Source organism: Pseudomonas sp. URIL14HWK12:I12 (assembly GCF_003097135.1).
Taxonomy (GTDB): Bacteria; Pseudomonadota; Gammaproteobacteria; order Pseudomonadales; family Pseudomonadaceae; genus Aquipseudomonas.
The window spans coordinates 336,876-353,287 of record NZ_QEQL01000004.1 but is presented as its reverse complement, the minus strand read 5'-3'; the positions used below and the strand labels follow the sequence as shown (position 1 = coordinate 353,287).

The following is a 16,412-nucleotide window of genomic DNA, read 5'->3' as shown; positions in this document are numbered from 1 at the left end:
ACTTCCACATGCTGCGAGGGTGCAATGGCGAGGCAGTCAGGGAGGCTCAGAGTCAGATTGCCTATGAAAAGTGCGCCGAACGCAAGTTATGTCCACCTGTCGGTGTGATTGACATATGGTGGACTCCCGGTTCACCGCAGATGATCGACTTTAGGCTGTGTCGGTATCCAGCGTTAAGTTCGCACGAGCTCCACAGGGGAAATTACGGATTAGCCGCGTATTTTGCTCAAGTAGCGATCAAGCTTGGAATTCAGTGCGCGTAGTTGCATTTTTTGCGTTTTTGAGGTGGCGCTATATGGACTGCTGCTGATAAGAAACTGATCATCAGCCGTGAGTCTAGCTATCGGGGCCTTCGGAAAATGCGCATGGAATTCTTTTAGAAGTCCTTCCGTGTGCGCCACTGTGCGGCTCCCCTCGGCCGCGCTAGGATCGATAGCTTTGAGCCTCTCAAGAGTGCGAGATGTCTTATTTGCTGTTTTAGAAATTTTAGTTACGTCAAGGGTTTGAAGCGGTTTATAGGATTTTGACTTCCCAAAAAACTTGCCAATAAAAGTGGGTAGGTGACCGGTCGCGTCCTCATTGTTGATGGGGTCATCGAGACAATAAGTATAGGCATTCATCAAGCCTTCCCAGAACGGGGAGAGCGTGTCAGGTTTATTGAAGCGCATCAGGGCCGGGATATAAAGCCGGTAGCTTCCAGCGAGGTAATCGCGCGTCCGCCGCTCTGGGAGCATACACATATAACCCATTCGGATCGTGCGCGCTTCTGCGGAATAACCGAATGCCGTGAAGTGTAGTTTATTGCGCTGTTGATCCATTATAGGCGTGTTCGATACATCACATGCGACTACCTGGATTTTGTCAAAATCTGTCACGGCGTCAGCCTCCTGTTTATATGCCAATTATCCACAGGTGGTAGCAGCCACATAACTGGTAAACTTATGAGGTAGGTAACGAAATATTGTGAGAAGGCACGGTCAAAAAATGTAGTCGGGCCAGCAGGCCGAATACGCATCCAGTGCCTATCCAGAAAAACGTGTGGATGCCCAGCGCCACAATTCTAAACTCCCACAGCAGTGCAGCAGAGAAACGCTCCGGCACTTCGCTCACCGCTGGAAACAGGGCCACCACAACGGCCGCGGTCACCCCATATAGCGCCACAGCCGCCAGCGACGCATTCCAGCCACCCCAGCGAACGAACAGCGCTCGCGCCGTGCTCACCGCCAGCACCATGGCCGCCACCGACACCAGAATCATCAGAAAGAACAACCGTGTGCGCGCCCCGATCGTTTCAGGATCGCCCACCGCAGGAGGATTCGCCGGGTACTTGAGCCCCGGTACCAGATGAACCGCCACGAACGCCAGCAGCAGGGCCAACCCTCTCGGCCCCAGCCCGAATACGCGTAGCCGGCCCATGGCGTAGGCAAACATCAGAGCGACCAGCCCACCCATCGAAAGGCTATACACCATTACCCCAGTAAACAGCCCGGCCCCGGCCTGAACCTTGCGGATCAGCATAGTGAGCTCCTGGGAAATACGCGTCCCGTGAGTGAAAGGGTACGCTGCTCAGGGTCTGGCTCTCGCAGGGCGATTACAGTAGCGTGACCGCGCCGGGTTTGCACCGGCTTTCTGTACAGCGCCAGCACGATACAACGTCGGGCTGCGTGCTCCAAGGGCTGAGGGTTGCAGCTGGCCTGCCGCTGTTCGACACTGGCCAACTTTGACCCAGCAGGCCGCCTGTTTATGATCGAATTCAAGAACGTCACCGCTTTCCAGCAGCAGCATCAGGTATTCGATGGCTTCTCTTTGCACATTGCCGAGCATGAGAAGGTCGCGATCCTGGGGCCTAACGGTGCGGGCAAAAGCACCTTGCTCAAGCTGGTTACCCGGGAGATCTACCCGGTGGTGCGTGAGGGCAGCCACCTGAAGCTGTTTGGCGATGAAACCGTGAACTTGTGGGCCCTGCGCGCCAAGCTGGGGTTTGTGTCACAGGATCTGCAGGAAGACTACACCCCCTACACCACAGGCCTTGAAGTAGTGCTGTCGGGCTTCTTCGGCGCCATCGGTGCTCATGGCCACTTGCAACCGACCCCTGAGCAGATTACCCAGGCCCACGCAATGCTTGAAACGGTCGAAATGGCCGAGTACGCCGAGCGCATGTTCCAGCGCCTGTCTACCGGCCAAAAGCGGCGCTTGCTCCTGGCCCGTGCCTTGGTGCACGAACCGCGGGCGCTGATCCTGGACGAGCCGGCCAACGGCCTGGACATGGGGGCGAGCCTGGGCATGCTGGCGCTGATGCGCAAGTTTTGCGGGCGGGGCAGGGGGATGATCATCACGACGCACCACATCGACGAGATCATTCCGGAAATCGACCGTGTGGTGCTGATCGCTCAAGGCAAGTTGATTGCCGATGGCCCCAAGGCCGAGGTGATCACCAGCGAGAACCTGTCGCGCCTGTACCATACGCCGTTGCGTATCACCGAACAGGATGGCTGGTACCGCTGCTGGCACGCTTGAGGGAAAAAACTGCCCGGCCGTTGAAATTTTCAGCCGCCGCGCGGCTCACAAAAGGATACCCAGACCGGAGGAGTTTCCCGATGTACGACCAGCCCCGCCTGATCCGTGTCAAACGCCGGCACCCTGAGCCGCCCTCCAAGCGCTGGTTATGGCTGGCAGCTGGCGCTGCCCTGGTGGGCCACGGCCTGCGCCAGGGTGGTAGCGGTGGCCTGCTGCAGGCGGCTGCCGGTGCCCTGGCGGGCTGGCAGGGTTATCGCAGCGGCGACATGCCGGTCAGGGAGGTATTGGCAAGCCCGGTAGTGGCGCGCAGCATCACTTTGAACAAGCCCTTGGAAGAGGTGATCGGTTTCTGCCGCAACCCGGCCAATATAGGTGAACTGTTGTCGTGGGTGGATACGATCGAGGAAATTGGCCCGGCCACGTATCGCTGGGCCGTGCGCGGCCCTGGTGAGCGCACCCTGCATTGGCGGGTGGAGCAATACGAGCCCGAGCTGGGCCATGTACTGAATTGGCGCACACCCGCCACCAGCCATTGGCCGATGGACATCAGTGCCCGATTCACCGCTGTGCGCCATGGCACTCAGATCAAGGTGCTGCTCAGCGCCCAGGGGCTGAGCGGGGCAGCCGGCCAAGCCCTCGGCCAGCGGTTGGGGCGCTTCGCTGATCAAGCCTTGCTACAGCTGCTGCAGCATATTCGCCAACGGCTCGAAACCGGCGAGGCGCGGCTCGAAGATGCCGACGCCCACGACTTTCTCTTCGTGCACCCCGCTGGCCAGTAGGCCGGCGCTGTGCGTCATTCGCGCCGGGTTTCTCCGCTGAATACCAGCACCTGTCGGCACTGCCGGCAGAGGTAGCGCCGGCCTTGGCGCACCATGGCATGGCGCTGGGCGGTAAACGCAAAATCACTGCCTTGGCACGGGCAGCGGTAGATGTAGCGCATTACCTGGCGGCGCTTGACCTCATAGCTGTGGCAGCGCAGCGGCGGCAATTCGTAAACCCCGCGCATGATCAGTTGCCATTCCTCTCCGTGCGGCGCGATACGCTCGCCGAACAGCTGGTGGGCGACCAAGTGTGCGACCTCATGCGGCACGGTCTGGCGCAGGAAATCCTCGCGGTTTTCCTGATATAGCTGGGCATTGAAACGCAGCTTGTTTTCATGAAGGTGGGCAACGCCGGCTTTTTGCCCCCGCAGCGCCAGGCTGACCATTGGCCGGCGGAAGGGGCGCTTGAAAAAGGCTTCGGCTTGGGTAAAGCAGTGCTCGACCCGTTCGAAGAGGGGATCTGACATGGTTCGGACTCCGTAGGCCCCCATTATGCCCGTTCACACTGCCTGCCGCTGCGCCGCTGGTCCTCGCGGCGCAGCGCATGCTGCGAGCGGCGGCCGATGCAGGTAGAATGCGCCGCTTCATGTCACGCTTGCGGGTCTTTTACACGCCATGGGCACCCTTTCGGTCAACCAGAACAAACTTCAGAAACGCCTGCGCCGCCTGGCTGGCGAAGCCATCGCCGACTTCAACATGATCGAAGACGGCGACAAGGTCATGGTGTGCCTTTCCGGCGGCAAGGACAGCTACACCATGCTCGATGTGCTGTTGCATCTGCAAAAGGTGGCCCCGATCCGCTTCGAGATCGTGGCGGTGAACATGGACCAGAAGCAACCTGGTTTTCCCGAGCACGTATTGCCCGCGTACCTCGAGCAATTGGGCGTGGCATACCATGTGATCGAGAAAGACACCTATTCGGTGGTCAAAGAGCTGATCCCCGAGGGCAAGACCACCTGCTCGCTGTGCTCGCGCCTGCGCCGTGGCACGCTTTACACCTATGCAGACCAGATCGGCGCGACCAAAATGGCGCTGGGCCACCACCGTGACGACATCGTCGAGACCTTCTTCCTCAACATGTTCTTCAACGGCGCGCTCAAGGCCATGCCCCCCAAGCTGCTGGCCGACGACGGCCGCAACGTGGTGATCAGGCCGCTTGCCTATTGCGCCGAGAAGGACATCCAGGCCTACTCCGACCTCAAAGGCTTCCCGATCATCCCCTGCAACCTCTGTGGCTCGCAGGAAAACTTGCAGCGCCAGGTGGTCAAAGAGATGCTCGTCGAGTGGGAGCGCAAGCACCCAGGGCGCACCGAGAACATCTTCCGGGGCCTGCAGAACGTGGTCCCCTCGCAGTTGGCTGACCGTGACTTGTTCAATTTCGCCGATTTGCGCATCGACACCGGTGCGGCCCCGCGCTTCGTGGAGTTGATGAACCTGTGAAACGCTTTATCTGCCTGTTTGCCCTGGCGCTGGCTGCCTGCAAGCCGAGTGTGGACACTGCAGCCACCGACGCCTGGGTCGGTCGCTGGGTGGGCCCAGAGGGCCTAACGCTCGACATCGCCCGGCCCGACGGCGCCGAGCCCGGCCATTACCGCCTCAGCATGCAGTACACCCTGGACGACCATGGCACTTTCGATGGAACAGCCCGTGCAGATGGCATCGCCTTCAGCCGGCCGGATGGCGAGCAGGTGCTGCGGGCCACCGATGGTGACGGCACTGGCATGAAATGGCTCGCCGGCAAGCGCGATTGCCTGGTGGTCAAGCCAGGCGAAGGCTACTGCCGCGGCTGATCAACGCTCGTTGAGGCCAAAGGCGGTGAGTGTGAATACCGGCACGCCCGCCTGGCGCAGGCGGTCTGCGCCCCCCAGCTCCGGCAAGTCGATAATCGCCGCGGCTTCCTGAACGTGGGCGCCCATGCGCCGGGCCAGGTTGGTCGCCGCGAGAAGCGTGCCACCTGTCGCGATCAGGTCATCGAACAATACCAGCGAGTCGCCTTCGCACAGGCTGTCGCTGTGCACTTCAAGGAACGCCTCGCCGTACTCGGTCTGGTAGCCTTCGCTCAATACATCGGCGGGCAGCTTGCCTTGCTTGCGAAACAGAATCAGGGGCAGGTTCAGCTCGTGGGCAACCACCGAGCCGATCAGAAAACCACGTGCGTCCATCACACCCACGTGGGTGATCGGGCTTTCGACATAACGTTCGACAAAGGCGTCGATGACGCTGCGCATGGCCCGGGGCGATTGAAAAAGCGGGGTAATGTCGCGAAACACCACGCCCGGTTTCGGGAAGTTCTCCACCGGGCGGATCAGAGCTTTGCAGGAGTCGGCGTCAAAAGGCATGGGTACATCTCGGGCTGGCGTGTGGCCGGCCAGTATAAACCTTCAGCCCTGCATCGCGCCCCCGGCCAACGCACACAGCTCGATCGGGTCGAGGATGCGGACTTCCTTGCCTTCGGCCTCGATCAACCCACCCTGCTGGAAGCGCGTGAACACGCGGGACACGGTTTCCACCGCCAGGCCCAGGTAATTGCCGATTTCGTTGCGGGACATGCTCAAGCGGAATTGATTGGCTGAAAAACCACGGGCACGAAAGCGTGCCGACAGGTTGACCAGGAACGTTGCAATGCGCTCGTCAGCCGTCTTTTTCGAAAGCAGCAGCATCATCTGCTGGTCATCGCGAATCTCCCGGCTCATCACGCGCATCAATTGCCGGCGCAACTGCGGCAGTTGCACAGCGAGTTCGTCGAGGTGGTCGAACGGGATTTCACATACCGAGGTCGTTTCCTGCGCCTGAGCCGAGACGGGGTAGGTTTCGGTGTCCATGCCTGACAGGCCCACCAGCTCGCTGGGCAGGTGGAAGCCTGTGATCTGTTCCTGGCCAGCGTCGCTCAGGCTGAAGGTTTTGAGTGCGCCAGAGCGCACTGCATAGACTGAGCCGAAACGATCACCTTGGCGGAACAGGAATTCGCCTTTTTTCAGTGGCCTGCCGCGTTTTACGATGTCATCGAGAGCGTCCATGTCCTCAAGGTTCAGCGAGAGCGGCAAACACAGCGGCGCCAGGCTGCAATCCTTGCAGTGTGCCTGGTGCTGGCTGCGTTTGAGAGGTTCGGACATGACAGGTTCCTTGTTTTCAATACACACACGGGTGGGAAGGGTAATCGATGGACGGTCCGCTGCCCATCGGGTTTAAGAATAGCTATCAGATCACGCGCGAGTAACGGGGCATGGCCTGCTGACCCAGGTAGGCATCGAATACCATGCACACTGCGCGCACCAGCAGGCGGCCGGCCGGCAGGATACGGATGCCTCGGTTATCGAGCGCCAGCAGGCCGTCGTCGGCCATGCGCTGCAGTTGCGGCCAGGCGCTGGCAAAGTAGCTGCGAAAGTCGATGGCAAAGCGGTGTTCGATGTCGGCGAACGTCAGGTCGAAGTGGCAGATCAGTTGCTGGATGACCGCGCGGCGCACCCGATCGTCTTGATCGCAAATATACCCACGGCGGGTGGCGAGCTGCTGGCCTGCCAAGGCGTTTTGATAGGCATTCAGGTCGCTGTCGTTCTGGCACAGCAGCTCGCCTATCTGGCTGATCGCCGAGACGCCCAAGCCGATCAGGTCGCAGTGACCGTGAGTTGTATAGCCTTGAAAATTACGTTGCAGGGTGTGTTCTTCCTGCGCAATCGCCAGCTCGTCGTCGGGCATGGCGAAATGGTCCATGCCGATGTAGCGGTAGCCTGCATCGGTCAGCCGCTCGACGGTTTCTTGCAACATCTGCAGTTTCTGCGCCGGGCTCGGCAGCTCGGCGGTATCGATGCGGCGCTGCGGTGGAAAGCGCTCGGGAAGATGAGCGTAATTGAACACCGATAAACGATCTGGCTGCAGGGCGAGCACCTCGTTCAGTGTTCGGGCGAAGGTTTCGGGCGTTTGCCGCGGCAGGCCGTAGATAAGGTCAAGGTTGATGGAGCGGTATTGCAACGTGCGTGCTGCCTCGATGATGGCGAGGGTTTCATCCAGGGTCTGCAGGCGGTTGACCGCTCTCTGCACGTCCGGGTCTAGGTCCTGCACACCCAGGCTGATGCGGTTGAAGCCCAGCTCGCGCAATAAGCCCATGGTCGACCAGTCGGCCTCCCGAGGGTCGATCTCAATGCTGTAGTCGCCCGAGCCGTCGTCGAGCAGGTTGAAATGCTCGCGCAGGGTACCCATCAGTTGCCGCAGTTCACTGTGATTCAGGAAGGTCGGCGTACCGCCGCCCAGGTGCAGTTGCTCAACACGTTGGCCTGGGGAAAGGTGACAGGCGATCAGCCGAATCTCTTGCTCCAGGCGTTGCAGATAGGGGGCAGAGCGGCTGCGATCCTTGGTGATCACCTTGTTGCACGCGCAGTAATAGCAGATGTGCGGGCAGAACGGCAGGTGCACGTAGAGCGACAGCGGGCGTTGGGCGCGGCGGCTCTCGCGCAAGGCGTGCAGCAGGTCGAAGGTCCCGACCTCGGGAGTGAACTGCAGGGCAGTGGGGTAGGAGGTGTAGCGTGGGCCGGCCTGATCGTAGCGGCGGATCAGCTCGGGGGCCCAACTGGGGGTGTCGAACATGGCGGTACCTGAAGGCACGGGTGCGGGAATGGGCGCAGTTTAGAGCTGCGCTTCGGGCGCACTGTTGATCCACGTCAATTTTCGCAAGGGCATGGCTGGGGTAAAGCCAGGCGCAGGCCGGCCGATAGCCTTATTGCTGAATGTTACGGGGAAGTGAGCGGCGATTTGTCGCAAGCCCAGGCGAGCCGCGGCCTGCCGCTGGTCGCGAAAGGTTCCGGCCCGATTGAATGTGCGCTGAACAGCCGCATCTCAAAGGATGTGTTTCATCACCAGCGGCGCTATGATCGGTGTGTAGCAGCCGCATTCGCTGCCACGTAGTCGACCCCAAGGGGGGTAAATATGAAGAGCACGAACTTGTTCAACTGGCTTCAAGACCTCGCCCGTGCACTGGGCCTGATTCCGCCGCCGCTCCAGCCTGTACCCATCCCGGTCGATAAAGACCGTGAGCGCCGCCGGCCACGACGCTAGCCTTCGTACCGCTCGTCGGGCACTTTCTATCGTGCCTGTGGTCGATGAAGGGCGAACTGCCAGCAATTGGGCTGGCGGCCTCTAAAGCGACCGCCAATGCCGACAACCCGCCGAAACCTGCTGTTCGGGCTTGCCTCCTTGCCGTTGGCAGTGGTGGGCTGCACCCAGCAGCAGGGGCGAGACATTACCCGGCAGATTGGCCAGACCCGGCCGGAGGAGTTTTTCCAGACCAGCGTTGACCGTATGGCCACCCTCGCCATGCGAGACAACCTCGATAGCCTGTTTCTTCTGATGCGCAAGCTGTACCTGCGCAACCCCCTCGAGCTGAAGAAGTCTGGCTACCTTGATGTGGTGACAGCATCCCGCCAGGTTCGCAACGCGATCGAGCAACAGCAACCCATGCCGCAACTGGGCCAACGGCGTGACCTTGCGGCGTTGAGCTACGCGCTGAGCCCCGAGTTTCTCGGCGACCGGGTAGGAGCGTTCATCTATGCCATCGGCAGCATGATCGTGACGGCCCACGGCCACCGCACTCAGTTCTACATGACCGATGTGATCAACCCCCAGTTCGTCAATAATGCCGCTCGCAATATCGAGAAGGCTACTTGGATGCTTAGCCAGCGCCAGGGCAAGAATGGCCAGCCGCTGCTGTTTTCCAATGAGATTTCCGAAGAGGGTAGCAACCTGAGCTTCGCCACCGAGTTCGGCAAGGTCGTTGCACGGCTCGACCTGCTCGCGCAGCTGCTCGACGAGCGCTACCGGCGTATTGGCCTGAATTACGCGCAGAGCCTGCTATTTCTCAACTTCCTGCCAGTGCAATGACCCTTCGCGCAGAAGCGTGAGGTAACGCTGTGCGCCCAGCCCCAGGGGCCGTTGGCGGGACCAGACCACGTCCACCCAAAGCCTGAGCTGGTTGCTCATGTGTTCGAACACGATCACCTGCAGTGAGCCGCTGGCTACCAGCGGATGTACTAGATTCTGCGGTAGGTAGGCCCAACCCAGGCCTGCTTGCACCAGGCTCAGTGTCGCCAAGTGGCTGTCAGTCAACCAGTGCTGGCGTGAGAGCAGCACCCTTGGCGCTGCGCTTTCGGCGCTGTGGCTGGCGACCACGATTTGCCGCAGCAATGCCAGGTCATCGGCGCAGAGCCGGCCATTGCATTGGGCCAGAATGGGGTGAGTGGGTGCAATCACAGCCACCAGGGTTTCACTGGCCAGCTCGTCGAAGTCTTCCCGTTCATCCATCGTCGGCCGCTCGAACACGATTGCCAATTGAGCCTCGCCGGCGTGAAGCATCGCCAGCGCATCGGCTTGGGGTGCACTTCGTACTTCCACTTCCAGTGTTGGGTAAGCCTTGGCCAGTTCGGCCAGCGGGGCGCTCCAGGTGGCCGAGAGGAGTTCAGGGGCCACCGCCAAGGTCAGGCGGCTCTCCAGCCCTTGGTGCAACTGCAGGGCATGGGCGTTGAACTGGGCCATCTGGTGGGTGATTTGCCGAGCCTGCGCCTCAAGCGCTCGCGCAGCGGCAGTGGGCCGGGCTTCGCGGCCACAGCGTTCGAAGAGCTGCAAATCCAGCTCCGCCTCCATCTGGCCGATGGCCATGCTGACGGCTGATGGAACACGATGCAGCGTTCGCGCGGCAGCGGAAAATGAACCTTCATCGATGACGGCGAGCAACAGCCGTAGCGCTTCGCTATTGATTGCCATGGGTTGGCCTATCAATTTTTCTGAAAGAAGCTGACTGTATCATTCAGAAGATCACTTGCAACATACCGGCTCGTTCACCAGCCGGAGTGCGCCATGCAAGGCCTGAAACGCAGGGTTGTCTACGTCAGCCTCTATGAAGGTATTGCAATTGCCTTCAATACAGTGGTGATCTCACAGCTGGGGCACGATGCCGCGCATGCCGGCGGGGCAGCCGTCGCTGCTTCGGTGATTGCAATCATATGGAATTTTGTGTGGAACGGTGCCTTCGAGGCGTGGGAGAAGCGCCAGCGCCGGCGGGGTCGCACGGTTGGCCGCAGGGTTGCGCATGCGGTTGGGTTCGAAGGTGGGTTGGTGGTGATTCTGGTGCCGCTGTTCGCCGCTTGGCTGGGCATTAGCTGGTGGGAGGCCTTTGTGCTGGACCTTGGCCTTCTAGCGTTTTTTCTGGCTTATACCTACCTGTTCAACTGGGCCTTCGACGCAGTTTTCGGCCTGCCCTTGTCTGCACAGCCGCTGCACGAAGGCCAGCAATTTGAGGCGTCTCGCTGACCCCAAGGTCCATGGGGTTGCGGTTGGGGGCGGATCAACGCCCCCATTGCTTCACAGTTCGATGCAGTCGAAGGTCACATCGGTGGCCACGTCAGCGTCGTAGTCGACATCGGTGCGCTCGAAGCCGAACAACTTGAGAAACTCGTGCTTGTAACCGGCGTAATCGGTGAGCTCGAACAGGTTGTCGGACGTCACTTTGGGCCACAGCGCCTTGCAGGCTTGCTGAACGTCATCACGCAGCTCCCAGTCGTCCAGGCGCAGGCGGCCTTCGCCATCCTGCTCGCCGGCTACGCCATCTTCGCGGTAGAGGCGGTCGCGGAACAGGCGATTGAGTTGGTCGATGGTGCCTTCATGAAGCTTTTGCTCCTTCATGACCTTGTAAACCATCGAGATGTACAGCGGCATGACCGGAATGGCGGCGCTTGCCTGGGTGACCACCGACTTGAGCACCGCCACGGCAGCGCCGCCGCCAACGGCCTGCAGCTGGCTGTTCAAGCGCTGGGCAGTGGCGTCCAGGTCGGCCTTGGCTTTGCCCAATGCACCATGCCAGTAGATCGGCCAGGTGATTTCGGTGCCGATGTAGCTGAAGGCTACGGTGCGCGCGCCTTGAGCGAGAACCCCAGCAGTGTTCAGCGCGTCGATCCATAGCTGCCAGTCTTGCCCGCCCATCACGGTGACGGTGTCTTCGATTTCCTGCTCGGTGGCCGGCTCGATCGAGGCCTGGACGATGGTGTCTTTGTTGGTATCGATGGCCGTGGAAGTGTAGGTCTGGCCGATGGGTTTGAGCACCGAGCGTTTGACTTCGCCGGAGCCCGGCAGCTTGCGCACCGGAGAGGCGAGGGAGTAGATCACCAGGTCGACCTGGCCACCCATTTCGCTCTTGATCAGTTCGATGACCTTGGCACGTGCCTCGTCAGAGAAGGCATCGCCATTGATCGATTTGCTGTAAAGGCCGTCAGCCTTGGCGAATTTGTCGAATGCAGCGGAGTTGTACCAACCTGCCGTGCCCGCCTTGGTTGCGGTACCGGGCTTTTCGAAGAATACACCCAGGGTGTCGGCCTTGAAGCCGAAGGCTGCGGTCACGCGCGCTGCCAGGCCATAACCACTGGAAGCCCCGATCACCAGGACTTTCTTCGGGCCGTCAGTGCGAACGCCCTGGGCGCGGGTGGCTTCGATCTGCTCGAGCACGTTGCGCTCGCAGCCAGTGGGATGGGTGGTGGTGCAGATGAAACCGCGAACCTTGGGATGGATGATCAACTTGTATTTCCTCGTCAGCGAAAACGCGTCCGGCATCTTAATGGCTAACCCCCTCAGGGGTGAAGCGTAGATGCCGGCTGTGCGTGTTTCGATGACGTTCGGGAGGGTGCGGTCACGTACCGTTGGCCAACGCCCCTTCCTGATTCGCCCCCGCTGCCCCGGCCTGGCGCCAGGTCACTTGGGTGATGCCGTACTTCTCGGCCATGGGCTTGGAGGTCTTGCGGATCTTGTCGTGACGGTTGCGGGCGATGTGACCAATGCCGGCATCACAGCTCGCCCAGTGCCAGGCCTCCGCATTGTCCATGCGGTCGTGGCGCAGCACGAAGCTCTTCGGAGCCCCATGCAGGTAGTAGTCGATAATGTAGAGCGTCGGGTTAGGCATGCGCAGCGTTCTCGATAACTGTATTAACGTTCACGCAGTAAAGGAACGTAGCTGTCCAGACAAATTCCATCGGATTTGCCTCTGAACGGGCGAATGGTCATGCCGGGCAGCAGACGACTGGTGTGAAATTTTCAGCAGGCAGCCGCACTCACATAAATGAGCAAGGACGAAACGATCGAGAGGCCGCCATGGTTGAACATTCCCAGCCACCCCACGTGCTGGTCGTGGAGGACGAGATACTGCTCAATACCGTGCTGTGCGAGGCCTTTCGCGAAGAAGGCTTCAAGGTCAGCGGTGTCAATGATGCCAACGAGGCACTCCAATTACTCAAGGCCTGCTCGGGAAAGGTCGACCTGCTGGTAACCGATGTGCGCATGCCAGGTGAGCTGGACGGCCTGGAGCTGGGCTGGTTCGTTGCCGAACTCTGGCCCGCGGTACCTGTACTGACAGTATCTGGGTACACCGGCGATGCCCGGCGCCGGCCGGTGGGCCCGTTTCTGGCGAAGCCGTTTGCCATAGAGTCGCTGATGTTCAATGCCAATCGCCTAATGGCCAGAGGCACTGACTGGCGAGAATAATCAGGGGCCGCTTTGGCGCAACTGGGCTGCCATGTCTCGGCGCTGGTGAGTCATCCAGGCCTCCAGTGCGTTGGCTGCCATCGGCCGTGCGATCAGGAAACCCTGTACCTGCTGGCAGCCCAGCCCGCTCACAAGGGCATACTGCTGCGGCGTTTCCACGCCTTCGGCCACCGTGCGGTAGCCAATCCGGCGCGCCAGCTCCACCATCGCTTCGACTAACCGGTAGTCCTTTTCCTGTTCGGTGATGTTCTGGATCAATGAGCGGTCGAGCTTCAGCGTCGTGGCCGGCAGACGGCTGAGGTAGCTCCAGTTGCTGTACCCGCTGCCGAAATCATCTATCGAAATGTCCATGCCCAGTGCACGCAAGCGCAGCAGTTGGTCCCGGACCATGCTCAGGTTCTGCGACAGCGCACTTTCGGTGAATTCGATCTCCAGGCGGTGCGGGTCCAACCCGTGCAGCGTCACCAACTCAACGAGCTTGTCAGTGAACCGCGCACTGGCAAGGTCCGGTGCACTGACGTTGATGGCCACCCGAAAATGCAGGCCTTGCCGCTGCCACCTTGCGGCCTGCTCAACGACGTGCTTGAGCACCCAGAGGCTCAACGGCTCCATCAGCGCGGTTTTTTCTGCCAGCGGCACAAACTCACCAGGGCTTACCGGGCCCAGCACGGGATGCTGCCAGCGCAGCAGCGCCTCGACGGTTGTGACCTGCCCGCTGGCCACCTCCAGCCGGGGTTGATAGACCAGGTGAAACTGGTTCTCGCTGCGCACGGCTTCGGCCAGGGAAGTCAGCAACAAAAACGCGCGTTGCTGGGCCAGGTCCAGGTGTGGCTCGTACCAGCACCAGCCGGTGCCCCTGCCGCGTGCGTCGTCGGCCGCACTCACGGCCAGGCGCAGCCAATCCCGCTCGAGGTCGCCACCCTCGTGCTCAAGAGCGATCGCGCCGATGCCTGGTTGGGTCTGAATCGGAATATTGCCGCAGGCCAGCGGTGCTTCGAAGGCGCTCAACAGTCGCGCGAAGGCGCGCTCGGCGCCCACTTGGTCACTGGCGAGCAGAAATCCAAAACGGGTAGGGGTGATCTTGTACAGCGCCTGGCCCGGCGGCAGGTGATCCCGCAGGGCATGGTGCAGGACATTGACCAATTCCTGGGAGAAGTTGTAGCCCAACGCCCTCACGATATCGTTCAGAAAGCCTGGGGTTACCAAGTCGATCACCACCAGGCTATGCCCGCGGTTCGCCAATGCAAGCGCAATGTCCTGCTCCAGGCGCAGGCGATTGAACAGGCCTGTGGGGGCATCCAGGTAGCTTACGCCGCGCAGGTGGGTCAAACGCAGCATGGCCAGCTGGGCGAAGTGTTCAAGCACAGCCTGCTGGTCGGGGGTCAGGGGTGGGCGCGGCACCGTATCGATGATGCACAGGCCACCCAGGCCCATGCCGTCGTCGGTGATCAGCGGCGCAGCGGCATAGAACCTTATGCCCGGCTCCCCCGTGACCAGCGGGTTGTCCACAAAACGTGGGTCCAGGTGGGTGTCTGGAACCTGGAAGACTTCTTTGCCAAGGATGGCGTACGCACAGAAGGATTGATCCCGCGGCGTTTGCGCGGCGGCAAGCCCCGTGCGGGCACGGAACCATTGGCGGCGTTCGTCGATGATCGAGACCAGTGAGATAGGCACCTGGAACTGCAAGGCCAGGGTACGCACCAGCTGGTCTAGCATGGGGTCAGGCTCCGCTTCCAGCAGCCGCAGCGCGGAGACGCACGCCAGGCGCTGGGTTTCGTTTAGAGGAGTAGGGGCGCCTGAGGCCATGGTAGTCACCAGAGAAAAGAAGTGATATCGAAATGACATCGCCTATGACAATACCATGGCCCCAAAGGTTCTGCGCTCGGCTCATCAAGCGCGCCGACCACCGGCCACTGCGGTCAGCCCAGCGCAGCGATACCGGCTCGCGCTATGTCGGCGTCGTCGCTGGACCGTACCCCCGACACCCCCACCGCGCCCACCACGTGGCCCTGATAAACCACCGGCACGCCTCCTTCCAGGGGTGTGAGCAGTGGGGCCGATAAAAAAGCGGTGCGGCCGTTCTTGACGATGTTTTCCAGGTCGGCAGATTCGCGACGGGTGAGTGCGGCGGATCGGGCTTTTTCGGTGCACAGGTAGGCGGTGCTGGCGGCAGCACCGTCCAGGCGCTCGAGCGCCAGCAGGTGGCCGCCGTCGTCGACCACCGCGATACTCACCGCCCACTGGTGCGCCTGGGCATGTGCCCGGGCTGCTGCCAGGATGCGTGTGGCTTCGGCGTGGCCGAGGATGTGCTTGGTCTGCATTCGATGCTCCTTGAAGGTTCAGGACAGGGCAAGGTCCAACAGTTCGACCCAATGCCGCACAGGGGTGCGCCCTGCGCTGGCGAGGTGATTTTGACAGCCTACGTTGGCGGTGGCGATCACCGCAGCCCCACCGCTTTCCAACGCATCGAGCTTGCGATCACGCAGGGCCTTCGCCAGTGCCGGTTGCGTGATTGAATAGGTACCCGCTGAGCCACAGCACAGGTGGGCATCGGGTACGTCGGCCAGCTCGAAGCCGAGCCGACGCAACAGGGCTTCGGTAACGCCCCCTAACCCCTGGGCGTGCTGCAGGCTGCAGGGGCAATGAAAGGCCACCCGCATCGTTGCCAGCCGCGGCAGGGCAGTTTCCAGAGGCTCGCGTGCCAGCACCTGGGCAAGGTCAAGCGCTCGCTCGCTGACCACTCGGGCCTTTTCGGCGTACGCCGCGTCTTCAGCGAGCAGGTGCGCGTAGTCTTTGATGAAGGCGCCGCAGCCGCTGGCAGTCTGCACAATGGCTTCGGCGCCGCTTTGCAACGCTGGCCACCAGGCATCGATATTGGCTCGGGCGTGCATCAGCCCCTGGCTCTGGGCATCCAGGTGATAGGCCAATGCCCCGCAGCAGCCAGCGCGGTGAGCCGGCTGCACGCTGATGCCTAGGCGATCGAGCACACGAGCCGCAGCGGCGTTCGTGTTGGGCGACAGCCCTGGCTGTACGCAGCCTTCGAGTATCAGCACATGCCGCGCATGTCGGCGGGCAGGGCGGGCGCTAGGTGCCGGTGCCGGGCCAGGGATTTTTTCCTGAAGCCGCGAGGGCAGCAATGGCTTGAGCACACTGCCCACACGCAGGGCCAGGCCGAACGAGCGCGGGTGTTCGGCTAGCCGGCGCAACCCCCACCGGAGCCACCGTTCACTTGCCGGCCGTGGCAGCGCTTGGTCCAGCGTGGCGCGGCCGATATCGAGCAGGTGATGGTAATCAACGCCCGACGGGCAGGTGGTTTCACAGCTGCGGCAGCCCAGGCAGCGGTCCAGGTGCTGCCGGGTCAGCGCGCTGGCCGGCTGGCCTTCGAGTAGATGTTTGATCTGGTAGATGCGCCCGCGCGGGCCGTCGAGTTCGTCGCCCAGTAGCTGGTAGGTAGGGCAGGTGGCGTTGCAGAACCCGCAGTGCACACAACTGCGCAGGATGCGCTCTGCTTCCTCGGCTCTCGGAGCCTGGAGCGCCTGTTCGCTGAGGCGGGTTTGCATG

Annotated in this window: 20 protein-coding genes and 1 riboswitch; of the genes, 8 read left to right on the top strand and 12 right to left on the bottom strand. The window is 61.4% G+C overall.

What is annotated here, in order from left to right:
- Positions 1–209: 209 nt before the first annotated feature.
- Positions 210–875: an RHS repeat-associated core domain-containing protein gene (locus F474_RS23270; protein WP_371916138.1), complete on the bottom strand. Its 666-nt coding sequence runs from the start codon at positions 873–875 to the stop codon at positions 210–212.
- A 64-nt stretch (positions 876–939) separates the two neighbouring features.
- A complete protein-coding gene (locus F474_RS14330) occupies positions 940–1,518 on the bottom strand; it encodes a CbtA family protein (protein WP_097084946.1) in 579 nt (192 codons plus the stop codon).
- A 54-nt stretch (positions 1,519–1,572) separates the two neighbouring features.
- A riboswitch (cobalamin riboswitch) is annotated at positions 1,573–1,626 on the bottom strand.
- Between the two features lie 117 nt (positions 1,627–1,743).
- Between F474_RS14330 and F474_RS14325 the strand changes: the two genes are divergently transcribed.
- Together F474_RS14325 and F474_RS14320 are read left to right on the top strand one after the other, a co-directional pair.
- Positions 1,744–2,517, top strand: a complete 774-nt coding sequence (locus F474_RS14325; RefSeq protein WP_097085251.1) for an ABC transporter ATP-binding protein — start codon at positions 1,744–1,746, stop codon at positions 2,515–2,517.
- Between the two features lie 80 nt (positions 2,518–2,597).
- On the top strand, positions 2,598–3,296 hold the full coding sequence (locus F474_RS14320) for an SRPBCC family protein (RefSeq protein WP_097084947.1): 699 nt from the start codon (positions 2,598–2,600) through the stop codon (positions 3,294–3,296).
- Between the two features lie 14 nt (positions 3,297–3,310).
- On the opposite strand, the gene F474_RS14315 is transcribed toward F474_RS14320, so the two are convergent.
- Positions 3,311–3,805 (bottom strand): SprT family zinc-dependent metalloprotease, encoded by a 495-nt coding sequence (locus F474_RS14315; RefSeq protein ID WP_097084948.1) that lies wholly within the window; start codon positions 3,803–3,805, stop codon positions 3,311–3,313.
- 148 nt (positions 3,806–3,953) lie between these two features.
- On the opposite strand from F474_RS14315, the gene ttcA reads away from it, so the two are divergent.
- Positions 3,954–4,778: a tRNA 2-thiocytidine(32) synthetase TtcA gene (ttcA, locus tag F474_RS14310; RefSeq protein ID WP_097084949.1), complete on the top strand. Its 825-nt coding sequence runs from the start codon at positions 3,954–3,956 to the stop codon at positions 4,776–4,778.
- A complete protein-coding gene (locus F474_RS14305; RefSeq protein ID WP_097084950.1) occupies positions 4,775–5,128 on the top strand; it encodes a hypothetical protein in 354 nt (117 codons plus the stop codon). The genes ttcA and F474_RS14305 overlap by 4 nt, the downstream gene beginning before the upstream one ends.
- Here the strand turns inward: F474_RS14305 and F474_RS14300 are convergent, their stop codons facing one another.
- The 3 genes from F474_RS14300 to hemN all read right to left on the bottom strand — a co-directional run bounded on the left by F474_RS14300 (position 5,129) and on the right by hemN (position 7,919).
- The gene (locus tag F474_RS14300) at positions 5,129–5,677 is read right to left on the bottom strand and encodes an adenine phosphoribosyltransferase (RefSeq protein ID WP_097084951.1); all 549 of its coding nucleotides are present in this window, start codon (positions 5,675–5,677) and stop codon (positions 5,129–5,131) included.
- A 42-nt stretch (positions 5,678–5,719) separates the two neighbouring features.
- Positions 5,720–6,451 (bottom strand): fumarate/nitrate reduction transcriptional regulator Fnr, encoded by a 732-nt coding sequence (gene fnr / locus F474_RS14295; protein ID WP_097084952.1) that lies wholly within the window; start codon positions 6,449–6,451, stop codon positions 5,720–5,722.
- Positions 6,452–6,536: 85 nt separating this feature from the next.
- Entirely contained in the window at positions 6,537–7,919 is a 1,383-nt protein-coding gene (gene hemN / locus F474_RS14290) for an oxygen-independent coproporphyrinogen III oxidase (protein WP_097084953.1), read from the bottom strand.
- 339 nt (positions 7,920–8,258) lie between these two features.
- Here hemN and F474_RS22955 point away from each other — a divergent pair, with 339 nt between their 5' ends.
- Positions 8,259–8,387, top strand: coding sequence for a PA1414 family protein (locus F474_RS22955; protein WP_256577731.1), 129 nt, complete (start codon positions 8,259–8,261; stop codon positions 8,385–8,387).
- A 96-nt stretch (positions 8,388–8,483) separates the two neighbouring features.
- Complete coding sequence (locus F474_RS14285) at positions 8,484–9,209, top strand: hypothetical protein (RefSeq protein WP_097084954.1); 726 nt, start codon at positions 8,484–8,486, stop codon at positions 9,207–9,209.
- Here F474_RS14285 and F474_RS14280 read toward each other — a convergent pair.
- Complete coding sequence (locus F474_RS14280; RefSeq protein WP_097084955.1) at positions 9,180–10,088, bottom strand: LysR family transcriptional regulator; 909 nt, start codon at positions 10,086–10,088, stop codon at positions 9,180–9,182. The two genes, F474_RS14285 and F474_RS14280, sit on opposite strands and share 30 nt — an antisense overlap.
- A 93-nt stretch (positions 10,089–10,181) precedes the next feature.
- Here F474_RS14280 and F474_RS14275 point away from each other — a divergent pair, with 93 nt between their 5' ends.
- Complete coding sequence (locus tag F474_RS14275; RefSeq protein ID WP_097084956.1) at positions 10,182–10,634, top strand: PACE efflux transporter; 453 nt, start codon at positions 10,182–10,184, stop codon at positions 10,632–10,634.
- Positions 10,635–10,685: 51 nt separating this feature from the next.
- On the opposite strand, the gene fabV is transcribed toward F474_RS14275, so the two are convergent.
- Positions 10,686–11,927 (bottom strand): enoyl-ACP reductase FabV, encoded by a 1,242-nt coding sequence (fabV, locus tag F474_RS14270; protein ID WP_218191655.1) that lies wholly within the window; start codon positions 11,925–11,927, stop codon positions 10,686–10,688.
- 76 nt (positions 11,928–12,003) lie between these two features.
- On the bottom strand, positions 12,004–12,273 hold the full coding sequence (locus tag F474_RS14265; RefSeq protein ID WP_097084958.1) for a DUF6555 family protein: 270 nt from the start codon (positions 12,271–12,273) through the stop codon (positions 12,004–12,006).
- A 188-nt stretch (positions 12,274–12,461) separates the two neighbouring features.
- Between F474_RS14265 and F474_RS14260 the strand changes: the two genes are divergently transcribed.
- On the top strand, positions 12,462–12,851 hold the full coding sequence (locus F474_RS14260; RefSeq protein WP_097084959.1) for a response regulator: 390 nt from the start codon (positions 12,462–12,464) through the stop codon (positions 12,849–12,851).
- On the opposite strand, the gene F474_RS14255 is transcribed toward F474_RS14260, so the two are convergent.
- From F474_RS14255 to glcF, 3 genes are all read right to left on the bottom strand, one after another.
- A complete protein-coding gene (locus F474_RS14255) occupies positions 12,852–14,657 on the bottom strand; it encodes a bifunctional diguanylate cyclase/phosphodiesterase (RefSeq protein ID WP_097084960.1) in 1,806 nt (601 codons plus the stop codon). It abuts the gene before it with no gap.
- A 113-nt stretch (positions 14,658–14,770) separates the two neighbouring features.
- Entirely contained in the window at positions 14,771–15,172 is a 402-nt protein-coding gene (locus F474_RS14250; RefSeq protein WP_097084961.1) for a heme-binding protein, read from the bottom strand.
- 18 nt (positions 15,173–15,190) lie between these two features.
- Entirely contained in the window at positions 15,191–16,411 is a 1,221-nt protein-coding gene (gene glcF / locus F474_RS14245) for a glycolate oxidase subunit GlcF (protein ID WP_097084962.1), read from the bottom strand.
- Between the last annotated feature and the right edge of the window lies 1 nt (position 16,412).

Bases quoted from the DNA above. Each gene is read 5' to 3' on its own strand.
- F474_RS14275 (WP_097084956.1), top strand. From the start codon at position 10,182: ATGCAAGGCCTGAAACGCAGGGTTGTCTACGTCAGCCTCTATGAAGGT.
- fabV (WP_218191655.1), bottom strand. From the start codon at position 11,927: ATGCCGGACGCGTTTTCGCTGACGAGGAAATACAAGTTGATCATCCAT.
- F474_RS14300 (WP_097084951.1), bottom strand. From the start codon at position 5,677: ATGCCTTTTGACGCCGACTCCTGCAAAGCTCTGATCCGCCCGGTGGAG.
- F474_RS14280 (WP_097084955.1), bottom strand. From the start codon at position 10,088: ATGGCAATCAATAGCGAAGCGCTACGGCTGTTGCTCGCCGTCATCGAT.
- glcF (WP_097084962.1), bottom strand. From the start codon at position 16,411: ATGCAAACCCGCCTCAGCGAACAGGCGCTCCAGGCTCCGAGAGCCGAG.
- F474_RS14250 (WP_097084961.1), bottom strand. From the start codon at position 15,172: ATGCAGACCAAGCACATCCTCGGCCACGCCGAAGCCACACGCATCCTG.
- F474_RS14265 (WP_097084958.1), bottom strand. From the start codon at position 12,273: ATGCCTAACCCGACGCTCTACATTATCGACTACTACCTGCATGGGGCT.
- F474_RS14325 (WP_097085251.1), top strand. From the start codon at position 1,744: ATGATCGAATTCAAGAACGTCACCGCTTTCCAGCAGCAGCATCAGGTA.
- F474_RS14255 (WP_097084960.1), bottom strand. From the start codon at position 14,657: ATGGCCTCAGGCGCCCCTACTCCTCTAAACGAAACCCAGCGCCTGGCG.
- ttcA (WP_097084949.1), top strand. From the start codon at position 3,954: ATGGGCACCCTTTCGGTCAACCAGAACAAACTTCAGAAACGCCTGCGC.
- F474_RS14260 (WP_097084959.1), top strand. From the start codon at position 12,462: ATGGTTGAACATTCCCAGCCACCCCACGTGCTGGTCGTGGAGGACGAG.
- F474_RS14320 (WP_097084947.1), top strand. From the start codon at position 2,598: ATGTACGACCAGCCCCGCCTGATCCGTGTCAAACGCCGGCACCCTGAG.
- hemN (WP_097084953.1), bottom strand. From the start codon at position 7,919: ATGTTCGACACCCCCAGTTGGGCCCCCGAGCTGATCCGCCGCTACGAT.
- F474_RS22955 (WP_256577731.1), top strand. From the start codon at position 8,259: ATGAAGAGCACGAACTTGTTCAACTGGCTTCAAGACCTCGCCCGTGCA.
- F474_RS14285 (WP_097084954.1), top strand. From the start codon at position 8,484: ATGCCGACAACCCGCCGAAACCTGCTGTTCGGGCTTGCCTCCTTGCCG.
- F474_RS14315 (WP_097084948.1), bottom strand. From the start codon at position 3,805: ATGTCAGATCCCCTCTTCGAACGGGTCGAGCACTGCTTTACCCAAGCC.
- fnr (WP_097084952.1), bottom strand. From the start codon at position 6,451: ATGTCCGAACCTCTCAAACGCAGCCAGCACCAGGCACACTGCAAGGAT.
- F474_RS14330 (WP_097084946.1), bottom strand. From the start codon at position 1,518: ATGCTGATCCGCAAGGTTCAGGCCGGGGCCGGGCTGTTTACTGGGGTA.